At 67.8% G+C, this 17211-nt stretch carries 16 protein-coding genes, 1 tRNA gene and 1 other RNA gene; 4 read left to right on the forward strand and 14 right to left on the reverse strand.

Annotation, left to right across the window (positions count from 1 at the left end; all coding sequences use genetic code 11):
- Nucleotides 1-28 precede the first annotated feature (28 nt).
- The 8 genes from D000_RS0107810 to pdxH all read right to left on the reverse strand — a co-directional run bounded on the left by D000_RS0107810 (nt 29) and on the right by pdxH (nt 5597).
- Nucleotides 29-1006, reverse strand: coding sequence for an AAA family ATPase (locus D000_RS0107810; RefSeq protein ID WP_018872976.1), 978 nt, complete (start codon nt 1004-1006; stop codon nt 29-31).
- Nucleotides 1003-1968: a toprim domain-containing protein gene (locus D000_RS0107815; RefSeq protein WP_018872977.1), complete on the reverse strand. Its 966-nt coding sequence runs from the start codon at nt 1966-1968 to the stop codon at nt 1003-1005. The genes D000_RS0107810 and D000_RS0107815 overlap by 4 nt, the downstream gene beginning before the upstream one ends.
- Nucleotides 1965-2165, reverse strand: coding sequence for an AlpA family transcriptional regulator (locus D000_RS0107820; RefSeq protein ID WP_018872978.1), 201 nt, complete (start codon nt 2163-2165; stop codon nt 1965-1967). The genes D000_RS0107815 and D000_RS0107820 overlap by 4 nt, the downstream gene beginning before the upstream one ends.
- Before the next feature lie 91 nt (nt 2166-2256).
- Nucleotides 2257-2844 (reverse strand): hypothetical protein, encoded by a 588-nt coding sequence (locus D000_RS14195; RefSeq protein WP_155999267.1) that lies wholly within the window; start codon nt 2842-2844, stop codon nt 2257-2259.
- Nucleotides 2831-4183 carry an integrase family protein gene (locus D000_RS0107830; RefSeq protein ID WP_018872980.1) on the reverse strand — a complete coding sequence of 451 codons (1353 nt, stop codon included), beginning with the start codon at nt 4181-4183 and terminating at the stop codon, nt 2831-2833. Before D000_RS0107830 ends, D000_RS14195 begins: the two co-directional genes overlap by 14 nt.
- Nucleotides 4184-4588: 405 nt before the next feature.
- Nucleotides 4589-4734, reverse strand: a non-coding RNA gene (locus D000_RS13865) — RtT sRNA.
- A gap of 38 nt (nt 4735-4772) precedes the next feature.
- Nucleotides 4773-4862 (reverse strand) — tRNA-Ser (locus tag D000_RS0107840).
- A 90-nt stretch (nt 4863-4952) separates the two neighbouring features.
- Complete coding sequence (gene pdxH, locus D000_RS0107845) at nt 4953-5597, reverse strand: pyridoxamine 5'-phosphate oxidase (RefSeq protein ID WP_018872981.1); 645 nt, start codon at nt 5595-5597, stop codon at nt 4953-4955.
- A gap of 122 nt (nt 5598-5719) precedes the next feature.
- Between pdxH and D000_RS0107850 the strand changes: the two genes are divergently transcribed.
- The 3 genes from D000_RS0107850 to D000_RS0107860 all read left to right on the forward strand — a co-directional run bounded on the left by D000_RS0107850 (nt 5720) and on the right by D000_RS0107860 (nt 10291).
- Nucleotides 5720-7282 carry a glutamate synthase-related protein gene (locus D000_RS0107850; protein WP_018872982.1) on the forward strand — a complete coding sequence of 521 codons (1563 nt, stop codon included), beginning with the start codon at nt 5720-5722 and terminating at the stop codon, nt 7280-7282.
- Between the two features lie 145 nt (nt 7283-7427).
- Complete coding sequence (locus D000_RS0107855) at nt 7428-7826, forward strand: globin (RefSeq protein ID WP_018872983.1); 399 nt, start codon at nt 7428-7430, stop codon at nt 7824-7826.
- Nucleotides 7827-7996: 170 nt separating this feature from the next.
- Entirely contained in the window at nt 7997-10291 is a 2295-nt protein-coding gene (locus tag D000_RS0107860; RefSeq protein WP_018872984.1) for a YgiQ family radical SAM protein, read from the forward strand.
- Between the two features lie 12 nt (nt 10292-10303).
- Here the strand turns inward: D000_RS0107860 and D000_RS0107865 are convergent, their stop codons facing one another.
- From D000_RS0107865 to hpnD, 3 genes are read right to left on the reverse strand one after another with little or no spacing between them, the layout of a single operon-like run.
- Nucleotides 10304-11092: an SDR family NAD(P)-dependent oxidoreductase gene (locus tag D000_RS0107865; protein ID WP_018872985.1), complete on the reverse strand. Its 789-nt coding sequence runs from the start codon at nt 11090-11092 to the stop codon at nt 10304-10306.
- Nucleotides 11089-12432, reverse strand: a complete 1344-nt coding sequence (gene hpnE, locus D000_RS0107870; RefSeq protein WP_018872986.1) for a hydroxysqualene dehydroxylase HpnE — start codon at nt 12430-12432, stop codon at nt 11089-11091. Before hpnE ends, D000_RS0107865 begins: the two co-directional genes overlap by 4 nt.
- A gap of 4 nt (nt 12433-12436) precedes the next feature.
- Nucleotides 12437-13297 carry a presqualene diphosphate synthase HpnD gene (gene hpnD / locus D000_RS0107875; protein WP_018872987.1) on the reverse strand — a complete coding sequence of 287 codons (861 nt, stop codon included), beginning with the start codon at nt 13295-13297 and terminating at the stop codon, nt 12437-12439.
- 178 nt (nt 13298-13475) lie between these two features.
- Here hpnD and hemN point away from each other — a divergent pair, with 178 nt between their 5' ends.
- A complete protein-coding gene (hemN, locus tag D000_RS0107880; protein WP_018872988.1) occupies nt 13476-14864 on the forward strand; it encodes an oxygen-independent coproporphyrinogen III oxidase in 1389 nt (462 codons plus the stop codon).
- Between the two features lie 32 nt (nt 14865-14896).
- On the opposite strand, the gene hpnC is transcribed toward hemN, so the two are convergent.
- From hpnC to ubiG, 3 genes are read right to left on the reverse strand one after another with little or no spacing between them, the layout of a single operon-like run.
- The gene (gene hpnC / locus D000_RS0107885) at nt 14897-15754 is read right to left on the reverse strand and encodes a squalene synthase HpnC (protein ID WP_026279846.1); all 858 of its coding nucleotides are present in this window, start codon (nt 15752-15754) and stop codon (nt 14897-14899) included.
- 25 nt (nt 15755-15779) lie between these two features.
- Nucleotides 15780-16469, reverse strand: coding sequence for an HAD family hydrolase (locus D000_RS0107890; RefSeq protein ID WP_026279847.1), 690 nt, complete (start codon nt 16467-16469; stop codon nt 15780-15782).
- Nucleotides 16466-17206, reverse strand: coding sequence for a bifunctional 2-polyprenyl-6-hydroxyphenol methylase/3-demethylubiquinol 3-O-methyltransferase UbiG (ubiG, locus tag D000_RS0107895; protein ID WP_018872991.1), 741 nt, complete (start codon nt 17204-17206; stop codon nt 16466-16468). Before ubiG ends, D000_RS0107890 begins: the two co-directional genes overlap by 4 nt.
- Nucleotides 17207-17211 lie beyond the last annotated feature (5 nt).

The raw sequence follows: 17211 nt of genomic DNA on the forward strand, positions 1-17211 counted from the left end.
GCAACCGTGCAACAAACGGTGTCCCGGTTCATCGTGCACCCCCTTTGTTCGGGGTGACCCCCAGGGCCCGCAAGTGCCGCGAGACGGTGGAGCGATTGCACTCCAGCTCGGTCGCTATCTCCACCGGGCGCAAGCCGTCCTCGTGCAATGCCAGGACGCGCTGTCGGGTCGAATCCTCGACACTGCGGCACGTCCATTCCAGGCGCCCCGCTCGCAGCTCCAGCCGCGCCTCGAAGGGCTCCACGTCCTCGCCATGGATGCCGCGCGCCTTCTCGAAGTGGATCTCGAACGCGGCCCCCTGGTCAGGCGTGTACTCGGCAGGTCGGCGCAGGTTAATCACCGTATCCAGGACATCCTCGCGTCGGCTGGTGCCTCGCTGCGCACCGCCTTTGCCCGCGTGGTGAACGAACAGCACAGACCGACCGGCAGCACGATGTCGTAGTGCCCAGGTCTGGACGGGCAGCCAGGATTCCGCCTCGTTTTCCTTGCCGCCATGGGCAAGGGTGCTGAGGTTGTCCACTACGATCAGGCTGGTGTCATCGGGCAGGGCGGCGTCCACCGCCGCCTGGCCTTCTTGGCTCGCTAGGTTGGGCATTCCGTCGCGGTGCAGGTCGGGCGTCAGTAGGTGGAATGCGCCAGGGCTTGCCTCCGCATCGCTGGCGGCCACGATCCCGGCCAGCCGCTCCTGCATGGCGGCGGCGGGCATTTCACCATCAAGATAAACGACAGTGGCCGGGGCCGGCGCATGCCATCGCCCGAAAAGCGACCCGCCGGACGCGACCGCGTAGGCGACGTGTAGCGCGACAAAGGTCTTGCCGACTCCGCGCGGCGCAAACAGCATCGCCAGCCCTTGCCGGGGCAACCAAGGAGACAGTAGGTTCTCGCGGGGCGGGAACTGCATACTCAGGAAGTCACCCAGGCTAACAGGGTGCAACGTCGGCTCGGTTTCAACCGGGCACGCCTCTGGCGCACGTTCGATTGCCGTCGCAATAGGGTTGCCGGTCATGCCCCACCCCCTGCGGCCAGCAGGGTGGCCAAGTCGTTCCAGTCGCTACCCCCCGCTCCCGGCGGAAAATCAGGAATCGCCAGGCGCGCACCAGCCGCAGCCGCAGCCGTTCGGGCCTTGGCAATGCCAACATCATCTGCATCAGCGCAGACCACGATGTCCGCATCCGGCCACCGTTCCCGCACCGCCAGCGCGACGGGCTCCAGATTGCCCGCGTCGATGGCCGCCAGAACACGAGCAGCGGGGTCGGCTTCGGCGAGGGTACAGGCGGTGGCGAAGCCTTCGGCGATCAAGGTCGGGCCGCCGTCACCCAACGCAACCGGGATGCAGCAGCCCCGCTTACGCCCGCCAGGCAGCAGCAGTTTGTCGCCGTCAGGGCCGATCGTTTGCAGGCTTGTAATCGTTGCATCGCTGGGGTCGATAACCGGCAGCACCAGGCGGTCACCACGCTGGCGGGCGTGATGCGGCCCGACCCGCTTGTTCACCAGATACGGGTGATTCGGATCGGCGGGGTCGGCTGCGCGCCATTGCTGCCGTGCTCGGTCGGCTGCGCGTTCGTGCCGCTGTTGCGTCTCTTCGTCCCGCTGGCGGCGGGCATCGTCCATCCTCTGCCGCAGGGCCTCGCGGTCGGCAGGGGTCAGGTCACCACGGGACCGGGCGCACCAGGTTGCGGAAACTCCATGCTTCCAAGATCCGTAAGCGGCTGCGGGAATGCCGTCCAGATGCAGAACGCACCAGCCGTTGCGCGTGCCGGCCTTGTCGCCGTCAACGCGGTAGCGGACCAGTGAGCCATCCGCGCGCAGATCCTCCGGGTTGTACGGCGCCACGCCATCGCGGGCCATCGCGGCCAGGATCTCCTGCAGCGGATCGGTGCTGCTATAATCACCGTATCGGTGCCAGCCGATGCCCCCCGCCCCGTGCGCCGCCCCCCTGGCGCCGGGGCTTTTTCGTGTCCCAATCATTCCGCACCTTCCTTGCCGCGCAGCCAGGCGTCCAGGGCCTCGCGACGCCAGCCGACGCAGCGGGCGCTATAGCGGATCTTCCTCGGGAAAGTTGGATCCTTCTCGGAAATACTGTGCAGCTTGCTTCGCGACATTCCGAGATAGGGCGCGGCTTGCTTGGGCCGCAGGACTGCGGCGGCGTTTTTTTCCTCGGTCATTCGTGGTTGCCTCAAGTTGTTCGTGTGAGGCATACGGTGCCGAGCGGGCTTCCGCCCTTGTGGATACAAGTGCCGCGCGGGCAATCGACTTCTATCCGGTGCGTTCCTTCCACACGGCCTTGATATGGCCGGTCAGGTCGATATGCGCATCATCGGCGTCTGGATTGCCTTCAATCCGAGCGACGCCATGCAGCCAGTGAGCGAATTCCGCAAACGCCGGGCGGCTGCGTTCGGCGTCAGGTGTCACGGCTGCGTAGCAGCGCCAGGCATCCTCCACGGCGTGACGGCGGCCCCGTTGCTGGCGGGCGCCCATTGGTCGCGGCTGGCTGGATCGCCGGTCCGCTATCTCCGCGATCCGGTCAAGCTGGTCGAGTAGCAGCGACACGTCCTGTTGCCCCTGTGGCGGGAACTTGGGGTCAAGCCAGGGCACTTGCCACCGCAGGCCGGCGCCCCACAGTTCGCCAAGTGAGTAGGGGTTCATGCTGGCCAAAGCCTCGCGCAGTTCCCGCGCCTTCGTCGCGACTCTGGCGTGTTCGCGGTCCCGTTCTTGGCCGGGCGGTGACTGGTCGAACGCTCGCAGGCTTGAAGTCGCAGCCTGTAGCGCCCATTCGACGTGTGCCCGGTTCTCGCGCGTATCGTCCGCACCCAATACCCGCAGGCCAGCTTCAACCGCGCTCACGGTTCGCCTCACCGCTGCCTGCCGGCGCCACGGCCTGGCCGTACTGCCTCATGATTTCGCGGGCGGTGTCCGGGCATAGGTGCCCATAGTGACCTTCGATCATGGCTGCCGACTTGTGCCCGGCCAGCTTGGCGACCGTCAGCAGCGGCACCCCAGCGGCCACCAGTGTCGAGATGAAGTGATGCCGCAGCGCGTAGAACGTCAGATCGTCGGGCAGTCCGCCCAAACGCTTCACGCGGCGCCACGGCTTGCCATGTGCCTTTTTGTCCATGCGCCGGCCTGTAATGGGTGATGGGAACACTAGGCCGGTGGCTGGTTTCCCTTGCTGTGCCCACCAGGCCCGCACCACGTCGAGGGCACCGGGCGGCAAATCCATTTCCACGCGGGCCGGTTCGGGGTGGTGGCGGGTCTTCGCCGGTATTTTTACCAGGCGCCCGAAGGCCGGGTTCAGTTCCAGCCAGGTGAGGGCGTACAGATCGCCCGGGCGTAGTCCCGTGTACAGGGATAGATAGGCGAACGGGATAAACCAGTGGGGGTACGCCACCGCGTCCAGGTCGGGCAGCTCCGGCTTCCCGTGTGCCCGACTGTTGCGCCGCTGCTGGCGCAGTTCGTCCGCGAAGGAATCCAGGCCGACATGCAGGCGGTGGATCTCGTCATCGGTCAGCAGGCGACGGGTCGCGGCCCGCCGTTCGCGCAGGGCCTCGGTGCGTTCGGTTTCCGCAGGCTTGTCGAGCGCCACGTCCCGCAGCGGATCGTCTTCTATGACGCCATCCCGCACCGCCTGGCGCAACAGCGTGCGCAAGGCTCCGTAGGCTCGCTTTATGGTTGCGGGTGCGCGCCCCAGTCCCTCCCTCCAGGACTGCCACGCCATCACGTCGGCGCGGGTCAGTGTCGCAAGGTCGCGGTCGTACCAATGGTTAAAGTTCGTCCGCAGGATCGCCAGCGTTTCACCGCCCGCCGTTCGCCGCGCCTGATAGCGGGCATACGGGCCTTCGATATACGCCCGCAGGGTGCGGGTGCCCGCCAGGGCCTTTTCCTCGCGTGCCTCGCGTTTCCGGCGTTCCTTCTCCGCCAGCACGTCCGCACCCTCGGTTCGCCAGGCCAGGGCCTTCTCTGCGGCCTGCTGAGGCTTGAGCGCCGGGTATCGCCCGATAGTCGCGGTCCGGCGCTTGCCGGTCGGGTCTGTGTACCGATACCGCCAGCTCCCGCCCTTGGCCGTTCGGATCAGGTGCAGGCCGGTCACACGGTCACACCATAGGGTCGCGCGGCCCTCGGCAGATTCCAGGAACCGCCGGGCGGCGGCGTCGGTGATGCTGGTATCAAGGGCCTTGGCAGCCATCGGGTCACCCGTTTCGTGTCACCATTTGGTGACCATGAAGGTAACACAAACGTGAACTACGGTGCCCTACCTTGCACAAACCGTTTCCGTAAGTCTATGATTGTAGGCGTGTGGCCCTTGGTAGGGCTGGACATTGGTTGCCTTCACACGGCAGGGGTCACTAGTTCGAACCTAGTACCGCCCACCAGATCTGAATCAGGAAAAGCGGCCTTGGGAAACCAGGCCGCTTTTTTTGTGCCTGCCGCGTGCAGGTCGATGTGGCGTGAAGGGCCCAGACCGTGGATTTCGGGCACGCGGACGGCGGTTCAAGAAAGGGGAAGAGTCGCGGATTTCTCGCGTTCGAATGCCGATATTTCGGTGGGCCCAGCATGCAAAAGGGGCCACAGAGGGCCGCTTTGCAGAATCTGGTGGAGAGGGCGGGATTACTCGGCACCGGGTGCCTCGCCCTTCGGGTCGTCACCTCCGGTGCCGCTCTGGCATCGCTGCGCGCTGCCAGTCGAACCATGGTTTGTGATTCCTCGGGTTCGAATCCCGGTACTTTGGTGGGCTCAACATGCGAAAAGGGCCACATGGGCCCCTTTGCAGAATCTGGCGGAGAGGGAGGGATTCGAACCCTCGGTACTCGCGAGAGTACAACGGTTTTCGAGACCGCCCCGTTCGACCACTCCGGCACCTCTCCTTGGGTCGCTGGTACACGAGGCGGAAACCTCGTGCCCACGGCGGAGCGAATCCTAGCAGATCCGGAGCCGGTAGGGGTAGCGCGGCTGTCTCAGGGCATCAGCCGCGTGATCTCCCAGGTATCCCCGGCGCGGTGGAACTGGAAGCGGTCGTGGAGCCGGTTCGGGCGACCCTGCCAGAATTCGAACAGCTCCGGCTGCAGGCGATAGCCGATCCACGCCGGATCGCGCGGGATGTCGCCGTCGGGGTATTGCTGTTCCAGCGCGTGCACCCGCTGTTCCAGTGTCTGGCGGTCGGGGATCGGGTGGCTCTGGGTCGATGCGGCGGCGGCGAGCTGGCTGCCGCGCGGGCGCTGGTGGAAGTAGTCGTCCGCCAGTTCGGCAGGCAGGGCGCTGACCGGCCCCTCCACGCGGATCTGGCGTTCGGTCTCGGGCCAGTAGAACAGGAGGGCGGCCCGTGGGTTCTCGTTGAGGTCCTGACCCTTGCGGCTGCGTGAATCGGTGTACCACGCGAGGCCCTCGGCATCGACGTGCTTGAGCAGGACGGTGCGCGCGGAGGGCTGGCCATCGGCATCGGCGGTGGCAAGGATCATCGCGGTAGGGTCCGGGTTGCCGGCTTCGCGCGCGGCCTCCAGCCATTCGTTCAGAAGGGCGAGGGGGCTTGCATTCAGATCGGTGCGGCGCAGCTCCGCGTGAGTGTAGTCACGGCGGGTATGGCGGTGGTCGGCGGTGCTCATGGGGCTCCCGGGGCTAGGGTCTGGCGTTCATCATACGGCGCTGTGGAAGAATCGGAAATTTGTTCGTTTTTCACTGTCAGAGTTCTGAATCTCCCATTCAAACGCAATGCAAGGAGTACCTGATGGCCGAGCCGATCATCGCCGCCGTGGAACCCAAGGGCGTGGAGCTCAAAAAGGGCGAGGAGTATGCCTTCTGTCGCTGTGGGCGCTCGCAGGACCAGCCCTTCTGCGACGGGTCGCACCAGGGGACCGGGATCGAGCCGCTGGTGTTCACGGCCGAGGAGGATGGCGAGGCCTACCTGTGCCAGTGCAAGCAGTCCGGCAACCTTCCGTATTGCGACGGTAGCCATGCGCAGTTCGATGCGGATGCGGTCGGGGGACCGGCCGACGGGTCCGATGCGCCGGAGGAGGAAGCGGACTCGGACACGGGCATGCCAAAGGCGCGGAACAGCGAGGCCGAGCCGCATGTGGAGTGGATCCATGCGCTGGCGCGTGATGGGCTGGAAGGGATCGGGCACCATGGCCCGACGGTCGCGATGGGGGTGCCGCGCGACCGGCTGCCGAGCTGGGACGAGATCCAGCTTCTCGCGGCGCAGCTGGCGTCACGGCCGCTCGACGACGATGCGGAGGTGGGCACCCGTCTGGTGATCGGGCCGGAAGCGAAGCGGCCGCTGGAACTGGACGTCCCCCTGCTGGTGTCGGACATGAGTTTCGGCGCGTTGTCCCGCGAGGCGAAGATCGCGCTGGCGCGCGGGGCGCAGCGCGCCGGTACCGGCATTTGTTCCGGCGAGGGCGGCATGCTGGATGCGGAGCAGGCCGAGAATTCGCGCTACCTGTTCGAGCTGGGGCCGGCCGGCTTCGGTTATTCCGATGCCATCATGGACCGGATTCAGGCCTTTCATTTCAAGGCGGGGCAGGCAGCCAAGACCGGTGTGGGTGGCGTGCTGCCGGGTAGCAAGGTCAGTGACGAGATCGCGGAGGTGCGGGGGATCGAACCGGGCCAGGACGCGCTCTCGCCCGCGGCCAGCGCGAAACTGGAAACGGCTGCCGATTTCCGTCGGTTTTCCGACGAGGTACGGGAGAAGACGGGCGGCGTTCCGATCGGCTTCAAGCTATCGGCCAACCACATCGAGGCCGACCTGGCCTTTGCCCTGGAGGCGGGGGCGGACTATCTGATACTCGACGGGCGCGGCGGCGGAACGGGTGCCGCGCCGGCACTGCTGCGCGATCACATCAGCGTCCCGACCATTCCCGCGCTGGCGCGCGCCCGCCGCTTTCTGGATGCAAACGGCGCGTCGGGGCGGGTCACGCTGCTGGTAACGGGCGGTCTGCGCACCCCGGCGGACTTCATCAAGGCCATGGCGCTGGGTGCGGACGGGATTGCGCTGGCCAATTCCGCGATCCAGGCCGTGGGCTGTGTGGGGGCCAGGATGTGCCACACCAACCGGTGCCCCAGCGGCGTCGCGACCCAGGACCCGAAGCTGCGCCGCCGGCTTGACCCGCAGGAGGGCGCGGAACGGCTGGCGCGATTCCTTGGTGGATCGGCGGCGCTGATGCAGGTGCTGGCCCGCGCCTGTGGCCACGCCAATCTCGAGGATTTCGGGCCGAACGATCTGACCACGTTCGACCGCGACCTGGCGCGTCTGGCCGGGATTCAGTACGCGGGTGTGCTGGAGGGTTCCTGAGCGCGCAGCGGTGTCTCCGAGCGGGTGGGTGGTCCGCGGTAGTAGCCGGCTGCTGCTCACGCTTGAGGCGGCCCGGATTTGATCTGGATCAGGCTCGGGGCAGGCGGCGTGCGGTAAACTGGCGCGATACCAGAAGGGAGCCGCGATGAGCTACTCCGACGTACACCAGAGTTATGGACGCTGCCGGCGTTCCGGCAATTTCGTGGATCGCTTTTACGAGCGCTTCCTGGCCGCCGACGAGCGGGTGGCACAGGCCTTTGGCACCACCAACTGGTCGCAGCAGAAGCGGGCACTGGGTCAGGCGGTGTCGACCGCGATCAGCTATGCGGAGGGCGAGCGCTTCGTCGCCCCGACCATGGAAAAGATGGCGGAGGTCCACAGCCGCCACGGTCGGGTCCCCGTGGATCCCGAGCTGTACGGGATCTGGCTGGACTGCATGGTCGAGACCGCGCGCGAGGTGGATCCGCGCTGGGACGAGGCACTGGCGCCGCGCTGGCGCGAGGCCCTGACCCCGGCGATCGAGCTGTTCGTCGAGCGCTATTAGAGTTCCCCGGGTTAACGGGCCCGACGTGGGCGGTGACCACCCGGACACGCACGCGCTCCGATAGCGGCGGCTATTTCCCGCCTGCGCGCATGAGCGGTTGATCTCCGGGGCTCGCGCGCGTGTAATGCGCGCATTTCCTGTTGCCGGCGCGCGCCGGAAGAAGCCTGGTCATGTCCGCAGCACCCGATACCCTGTTCTCCCGCCGGCCCTACTGGGCCAAGCGTTTCGGCACGGCCCCGTTTCTTCCGACCACGCGCGAGGAGATGGACGCCCTTGGCTGGGACAGCTGCGATATCGTCCTGGTGACCGGTGACGCCTACGTGGATCATCCCAGTTTCGGGATGGCGATTATCGGGCGTTTGCTGGAGGCGCAGGGGTTCCGGGTTGGTATCCTGGCGCAGCCCGACTGGACCTCGGCCGAACCGTTTCGTGCGCTCGGCCGGCCCAATCTGTTCTTCGGCGTGACCGCCGGGAACATGGACTCCATGGTCAACCACTATACCGCCGAGCGGAAGGTGCGTTCCAACGACGCCTACACCCCGGGTGACGTGCACGGCCGCCGCCCGGATCGCGCGGTGATCGTGTATGCCCAGCGTGCGCGCGAGGCCTACAAGGATGTGCCGATCGTGGCCGGGGGCATCGAGGCCAGCCTGCGCCGAATCGCCCATTACGACTACTGGCAGGACAAGGTTCGCCGTTCGGTGCTGCTGGATTCGCGCGCGGATATCCTGCTGTTTGGCAATGCCGAACGGGCGCTGGTCGAATTGGCCCATCGGGTCGCGGCGGGCGAGCATCCGCGCGAGATCACGGATCTGCGGGGTACGGCGTTCCTGCGTGACGACGTACCCGCGGACTACGTCGAGCTGGATTCGAGCGAGGTCGACACCCCCGGACCGGTGGATGCGAACCCGGACCCCTACGCGATGGTCACGGCCGAGACCTGCGCCGACGCCGACGTGTCCACTGCGGACGGGGCGGGCCTGGAGGCCGCGTCAGGTGCCCGGGTGGTCCGTTTTCATCGCGATATCCCGCGCGGCACCCCGCGCGAGCGCACGGTCATCCGCATCCCGGCCTTCGAGCAGGTCCGTGGCGACCCGGTGCTTTATGCCCACGCCTCGCGGGTGCTTCATCTGGAGACCAACCCGGGCAATGCGCGCGCCATCGTGCAGCGCCATGGCGACAAGGAGGTGTGGCTGAATCCGCCGCCGATTCCCCTGTCGACCCCGGAGATGGATGCGGTATTCGATCTGCCCTATGCGCGCGCCCCGCACCCGTCGTACGGCGATGCGCGCATCCCGGCCTGGGAGATGATCCGCTTCTCGGTGAACATCATGCGGGGCTGCTTCGGGGGGTGCACCTTCTGCTCCATCACCGAGCATGAGGGGCGCATCATCCAGAGCCGTTCCGAGGAGAGCGTGCTGCGGGAGATCGAGGAGATCCGGGACAAGGTTGACGGCTTCACGGGCGTGATCTCCGACCTGGGTGGCCCGACCGCGAACATGTACCGCCTGGCCTGCAAGGACCCGAAGATCGAGCGCTCCTGCCGCCGCCTGTCCTGTGTCTACCCCGGGATCTGCAGCAACCTGGATACCGACCACAGCAGTCTGATCCGGCTGTATCGCAAGGCGCGGGCCCTGCCCGGTATCAAGAAGATCCTGATCGCCTCCGGCCTGCGTTACGACCTGGCGATCGAATCACCCGAGTACGTGAAGGAGCTGGTCACCCATCACGTCGGGGGCTACCTGAAGATTGCCCCGGAACACACCGAGAGCGGCCCGCTGTCGCGGATGATGAAGCCGGGCATGGGCACCTACGATCGTTTTCGGGCGCTGTTCGAAAAGTACTCGCGGGCGGCCGGCAAGGAGCAGTACCTGATCCCGTACTTCATCGCGGCCCACCCGGGCACCACGGATCAGGACATGCTGCAGCTGGCCCTGTGGCTGAAGCGCCATGACTTCCGTGCCGACCAGGTGCAGGCCTTCCTGCCCAGCCCGATGGCGCTGGCTACGGCCATGTGGCATTCCGGGCGCGACCCGCTGCGCGGCATTCGCCGCAAGGTCAGCGAACGCGTGCCGGTTGCGCGCGGGGTACGCGCGCGGCGGTTGCACAAGGCCTTTCTGCGCTACCACGACCCCAACAACTGGCCGCTGCTGCGGGATGCGTTGCAGCGCATGGGGCGGGCGGATCTGATCGGGAACGGCAAGCACCACCTGGTGCCCACCTGGCAGCCGGCGGGGACCGGGCAGGGCGGTGCGCGGCCCGCCGCGGGCGGCCGCATCACCCGTGGGGGCAAGGCGCTGCGGCGGCGTGGCCAGACCTTCCAGACCCAGCACAACGGTGTCGAGGCGGCAGCGCGCCCGGGGGCAACGCCCGCGGGGAGTGGCAAGCCCGCCGGGCCGAAGAAACCCCGAAAGGGTGCCGGCGCACGCCGGGGGCGACCCGCGGGCCGGCGTCCGCGCGGCTGATGCCGCGCGGGTTCAGGAGGTCGTGTCCGCTACCGGAACCTGGCCCTCGAGACTGATGTTCTTCCCGGTGGTGGTGCGGTCGCCGGGGTCCAGGAAGTAGAGGTAGGGGCCCACGACCGCGTCCGGCTCCGGCAGCAGGTCGGCGTTCTCGCCGGGGTAGTGGCCGGCCCGGAAACGGGTACGCACGGGGCCGGTGTCGACGCCGTTCACGTGGATGAAGCGCGGCTCGTTGCGGTGCTCGTGAGCGAGGATGTCGATTAGCGCATCCTGCGCGGCCTTGGCCATGCCGAAGGCCCCCCAGAAGGCCTTGCGCGCGTTCTGGGTCGATACCACCAGGCTGCCGGTCGGGCTTTTTTCCAGCAGCGGCAGCACCGCCTGCACCAGGAAAAACGGCCCGTGCAGGTTGCTGTTGATGACCTTGAACCAGAGCTCCGGGTCATAGTTCTTCATCGGCATCAGCGCGCCCGCCCAGCCGGCGTTCAGCACCAGCCCGTCCAGCCGACCCAGCGAGTCGCGGATGTTTTCCGCGAGGTCACCGTAGTCCTTGACGGTGGCCCCTTCCAGGTTGAGGGGGTAGATGGCCGGCTGCGGATGCCCGGCCTGCTCGATCAGGTCGTAGACCTGTTCCAGGCCCTTGAGGTCCTTGTCCAGCAGGACGACGGTCGCGCCGGCGGCGGCACAGGCGCGGGCCACCGCGCGGCCAATCCCGTCAGCGGCCCCGGTCACGAGGATGACGCGCTGGTCGAAGGCACCCGGTTGCGGGCGGTAGGCGAGCAGGCGTGGGATATCGAGGTCGGTCAAGGATGGTCCTCCAGGAACAGGTGGGCCGATTCTAGTCCAGATTGTACGGCCGCTTCGAGCGTCGAGGGCAGTGCACGGGTCAGGTAATCCCCGGCCAGAATGCAGCCGCGCCAGGGTGTGTGTGGCGACGGACGCTGGCAGTCCAGCCCTGGCCGCGCATCCACGGTGGCCCGGCGTTCGCACACCGTATGCCCTGCCTCGGGGGTGCCCAGTTGCGGGAACGTTGCGGCCAGGGAACGGGCGACGGTGCGCCACCGGGCCTGCGCCGTCAACGGCTGCTGGTCGTCGGCGGCCGAGATCACCACGGCCAGCCAGTGCGGCGCATCCGCCAGGTGCCGCGGGATCAGCCACTGGCCATGCTGGTCCAGCAGCCCCTGCAGCGGTCCGATCTCGCCGGGGGGGGTCGGGTAGCGCAGGTAGACCGTGCAAATACTGCGCGCCCCCATGGCCTGCAGTGCCTGCTTCGTGGGCAGCCAGGGCCCCGATGCGGGCAGCAGACGGGCGGCGGCCGCGGGGGTGGTTGCCAGGATCAGGCCGCGGGCCGGGAGTGGGTCGCTCGCGCGGCTATGGATACGAAATGGAGCCACAGGGTCGTCGGGCCGCTGTTCCAGCGCGGTCACCCGGCGGCCGAGGTCGATCCGGGCCCCGCGCGCGCGCAGCTCCTGCAGTGCAGGCTCCGGGAACAGGGCGCCGAGGGGACGCGCCGGAATCAGCAGACGTGCGGCCTGCGGCCCGTGATTGAGGGCCAGGCGCAGCACATGCTGGAAGATGCGGGCGGAGGCATGGCGTGTCGGCGTATTCATCACCGCCAGGCAGAGCGGGTCCCACAGTGCGTGTATCAGGGCGGGTGGCTGGTGGCGCGCGAGCAGCCAGTCTTGTACCGGGAGGTCGTCGCGCAGCGGCCGGTGCAGCATAGCGGCGGCTCCCAGCAGCGCCCGCAGCCGGTCGCGGAGGTCGGTTTGCGACAAGGCGCGGTACAGGGCGGCCGCGAGTGCCGGCAGGCGCGGTGAACGCGGCTCCAGGTGGAACGCGGGCTGTTCGTCCGCCTGGCCCGGCGCGAACATGCGCAGGCCGAAGGGCAGTGCATGAAAGCCGGTATCGGTGTCCACCCCGAGGGCGCGCATCTGCGCCAGGGTCTCCCGGCATGCGCCGACCAGTACGTGCTGGCCGTTGTCCAGTTCGGTGCCGTCCAGACTCAGGCTGCGGGCGCGGCCCCCCGCCGTCTTGGCGGCCTCGATCAGGTGCACGCGGTGACCAGCGCGGGCAAGGGTCAGCGCGGCGGTGAGCCCGGCCCAGCCGGCGCCCAGCACCACCACCGGCGGTGAGTGACCGGAGGGCATGGGTTCAGGCCGCGCGGCGGCGGTGTTCGCGCTTCAGGCGGCGCGCGGTGCGCCAGGCGATCCAGAGCTTGCGGATCGGGGTCAGGCGCACCCGATGTTCCAGCACGCGATAGCCGTCGCGATCGATCTCGTCCAGCAGGGTGCGGTAGATCGCCGCCATGATCAGGCCCGGCCGCTGCGGATAGCGGTCCGTTTCCGGCAGGTGCTCCTCGGCGCGCTGGTAATAGCGGCGTGCGCGCTCGGCCTGCTCGGCGAACAGGGCCTGATGACGCGCATCGGTGACGTTGACCTGGAATTCCTCGGGTTTCACGCCGTGCTTTTTCAGCTCGTCCAACGGGATGTAGACGCGGCCGCGCATCGCGTCCTCGTGGACATCGCGCAGGATGTTGGTCAGCTGCAGGGCCATGCCGAGGTCGTGTGCGTATTTCAGCGTGCGGCGGTCGGAGTACCCGAATATCTGTGCGGACAGGATGCCCACCACACTCGCCGCGCGATAGCAGTACAGCGACAGCGTGGTGAAGTCCGGGTAGCTGTCGTAGTCGAGATCCATCTGCATGCCGTCGATGATCTCGTCAAAGTGCTCGCGGCCGAGATCGAAGGGGGCGAGGTGCGGCTGCAGGGCCTGCGAGATCGGATGGCGCGGCTCGCCCGCGAACAGGCGTTCAATCTCCTCGCGCCACCATTGCAGCTTGGTGCGGGCCACGCTCTCTTCGGAGACCTCGTCGACGATGTCGTCCACCTCGCGGCAGAAGGCATACAGCGCGGTAATCGCGCGGCGCCGGTCGGGTTCCAGGAAGCGGAAGGCGTAATAGAAGCTGGAACCGCTCTGTGCGGCCCTTTCCTCGCAGTATTCGTCGGGGGACATGCGTTCTCGGGATCGCGTTCCGGCCAGGGAGGGCAAGGCTAGCACAGCCGCCGCGGTTTGCGGGGATGGCGCCGGACGGGTGCGCCTTTGACCTACATCAAGCGGAGGGGCGCGGCGGCGCCGTAGGCTGGTCGCGAACGGGTGGCCATTGGCGTCACCCGCCACGCCGGAGACTCGCATGGAACAACGTCTGGTATTCGACCCGGAGGTGCTGCGTCGCTACGACGTGAGCGGGCCGCGCTACACCTCGTATCCCACCGCGCCGCAGTTCCACGAGGGATTCGATGCCAGTACCTATGCTCGCGTGGCACGGGAAAGCAGCGTGGCGGACCCGCATGCACCGCTCTCGCTGTACGTGCACGTGCCGTTCTGCGACACCGTGTGTTTCTACTGTGCCTGCAACAAGGTCGTGACCGGCAACTACCGCAGGGCGGAGGCCTACCTGGACGCCCTGGAACGAGAGATTGCGCTGCAGGCCGCGCTGTTCGGCCGCGGGCGCCCGGTACGCCAGCTGCATCTTGGCGGGGGCACGCCCACGTATCTGTCGGACGCCGATCTCGCGCGGGTCATGCATGCGCTGGCGCGGCATTTCTGGCTGGAGACCGGGCCCGAGCGCGAGTTCTCGATCGAGATCGACCCGCGTGCGGTGGGACCGGATACGCTCGCGCATCTGGCCAGGCTGGGCTTCAACCGGGTATCCCTCGGGGTGCAGGACGTGAACCCGGAGGTACAGAGGGCGGTTAACCGCATCCAGCCGTTCGCGGTGACCGAGCAGGCGGTGCGCCAGGCCCGCGCGAACGGTTTTGTGTCCACCAACGTTGATCTGATCTATGGCCTGCCCCTGCAGACGGTGGCGACCTACACCGCCACCCTGGACCGGGTGCTGGAGCTGCGCCCCGAGCGTCTGGCGATCTACAACTACGCGCATCTGCCGGAGATGTTCAAGACACAGCGGCAGATCCGCGAGGCGGACCTGCCGCCGGCCGCGGAGAAGCTGGCCATTCTCGAGGCGACCATCGAGCGCCTCACCGCGGCCGGATATGTCTACATCGGTATGGATCACTTCGCGCTGCCGGAAGACGAACTGGCCGTGGCCCAGCGCGCGGGGACGCTGCAGCGCAACTTTCAGGGCTATTCGACCCGGGCGGAATACGACCTGGTGGCGCTGGGTCCGACCGCGATCGGTCGCGTGGGTAACAGCTACAGCCAGAACCTGCGCGAGGTGGAGGCCTGGCAGACGCGCCTGGAGGCGGGCCGTCTGCCCGTGTTCCGCGGCCTGGAGCTGTCAGCCGACGACCAGTTGCGACGGGATGTGATCCGCGAACTGATGTGCCATTCCCGGATCGACTTCGCCGCGATCGAGGCGCGCCACGGGATCGATTTTCACGCGACCTTCGCGGATGCCCTCACGCGCCTGGAACAGATGCAGGCGGATGGTCTGCTGGAAATCGACGCGCAGCAACTGCGGGTACAGCCGCGCGGGCGCCTGCTGCTGCGTAATATCGCGATGGCCTTCGATGCCTACCTGCAGCGCGAAGAGCGGCCGCGCTACTCGCGTGTGGTCTGAACACCGGTGACGGGTATCAATCGCCTGCCCGCCTAGCGGCGACGCGGGCGCAGGCTGTGGGCGAGGATGACCCAGACGTCGCGGGCACGCAGGCGGGGGCGCGCGAATACGTCGTCCTGCTGGCGCAGGCGCCAGAGGATGCGGGCACCGCCGTTGATGATCGCGCGAATCTCCAGCCCCATGCGCCCGCGGAGCAAGCCGCCGAGGGGCGCGCCGGCCCGCAGCAGGCGATCGGCGCGAGCGTACTGGAACTGCATCAGGTTGCGTAGCTGGAAGCTGGACTGGCCGGCGGCGAGCATGGCCTCGGTCACCCCGTACTGGTCCATCTCGTCCTGCGGCAGGTAGATACGGTTGTTCTCGCGAAGGTCCTGCTGCAGGTCCTGGTAGAAATTGATCAGCTGCAGCGCCGAGCAGATTGCGTCCGAGTAGCCGAGCATCGATTCCGTGGGCTCGCCATCGAGATGGAGCATCAGGCGCCCGACCGGATTCGCCGAGCGCCGGCAATAGTCCATGAGCTCGCCAAAACTGGCATAGCGGGTCTGCTCGAGGTCCTGGAGGAAGGCGTCGATCAGGTCGCGGAAGGGTTCGGCGGGGAGGTCGAAGCGGGCGCGGGTATCGGCCAGCGCGATCCACTCCGGTTCGTGTTCCGCTGCCGGGTCCTCGAGGATCTCCACGCGTTCCTGCATGGCGAGCAGGTCCGCGCGGCGCGCGGCGAGCGGGCGCGGGTCTTCGTCCGCCAGGTCATCGGCGTCGCGGGCAAAGCAATAAATGGCGGCGACCGGGCCGCGCAGGTGCCGGGGCAGCAGCCAGGAGGCTACCGGGAAGTTCTCGTAGTGGGCCGTGGCGCGCCGACGGCAGTGGCGGTAGGCGTCCTTGACGCGGGGCGGGATGGGCCGCTGCCGGCCGCTGCCGCCTTCAGCTCGCAAGCCCGGTCTCCGGGGTCGGTGTGTTGGCGTACCAGGGCCAGAATGCGTCGGGGTGCTCCAGGCGGCCATCGGCGCCCCATTGTTCCGGGGTCTGATCGGTGTCGATGTAGCCCCAGCCGGCGATCAGCGTGCTCATGCCAGCGGCGCGTCCGGCGGCGATATCGCGCTCGGCATCGCCCCAGTAGCAGTGGCGTTCGGGGGGGAGCCCGGTCTGGCGGGCGGCCAGCCACATGGGCTCCGGTGCCGGCTTGCGCTGGGGCAGGGTGTCGCCGCTGACCACGGTCGCCATGCGTGCGTGCAGGCCCAGGGCGTCGAGCAGTGGATCGGTGAGCCAGCCGGGCTTGTTGGTCACGACGCCGAGCGCCCAGCCGCGATCCTCGCAGGCCTCCAGCAGGTCAGGCAGCCCGGGGAACAGGCAGGTGGCCTGACACAGGTCGCGGGCGTAGATCTCGAGGTAGCGCTTCTTCAGGTGTTCGGCGAAGTCCGGAGCGGCATCCGGAAACCCGAGCGCGACCAGTGCCTGCGAGCCATGCGAGACGTGATTGCGCACGCGTTCGAAGGGCAGCGGGGCGCGGTCGTGCTCGGCCATCAGCTTGACCAGCGCGGCGTGCATGTCGGGTGCGGTGTCGAGCAGGGTGCCATCCAGGTCGAACAGCACCGATCCGAGCATGCTCCTCATGCGGGGCCTGCGGTTTCTTCGCGGCGGGCCGCCATCAGGTAGTTCACGTCGGTACGCGGGACCAGACGGTACTGGCCGTTCAGGGGCGAGTAGGTGAGGCCGGTCATCGCCGTCACGCGGAAGCCATGGCGGCGCAGGGCCGTACCCAGCTCCGAGGGACGGATGAAGCGCGCGTACTCGTGCGTGCCCGTGGGCAGCATGTTGAGGACGTACTCGGCGCCGACGATGGCCTCGGCGAACGCCCGCGGGGTGCGGTTGATGGTGGACAGGAACAGCCAGCCGCCGGGACGTACCAGCCGCACGAGGGCGTCGATCACGGCCTCGGGGTCGGGGACGTGTTCCAGCATTTCCAGGCAGGTCACGATGTCGTAGGCGCCGGCATGGTGTTCCGCGTGGGCCTCTGCGGTGGTGTGCAGGTAGTGGATCTTCAGCCCGGCCTCCGTGGCATGTTCGCGCGCGACCTCCAGGTGTTCGGCGCCAGCATCGAGGCCGGTCACGCGCGCCCCGCGCACGGCCATCGTCTCGGACAGGATGCCTGCGCCACAGCCCACATCCACAACGGTCTTGCCCTCCAGCCCGGCGTGCTGGTCGATCCATTCCAGGCGCAGCGGGTTGATGGCGTGCAGCGTGGCGAAGGCCCCGTTCGGGTCCCACCACTCCCGGGCACGGTGCGCAAACTTGTGGACCTCGGCGTGATCGACGTTGTCGTGACGGCGGGATTCGGGCTCGGGGCTCATGGGCA

The sequence above is a fragment of the Thioalkalivibrio sp. ALJ16 genome (genome assembly GCF_000377345.1).
Classification (GTDB): Bacteria; Pseudomonadota; Gammaproteobacteria; order Ectothiorhodospirales; family Ectothiorhodospiraceae; genus Thioalkalivibrio.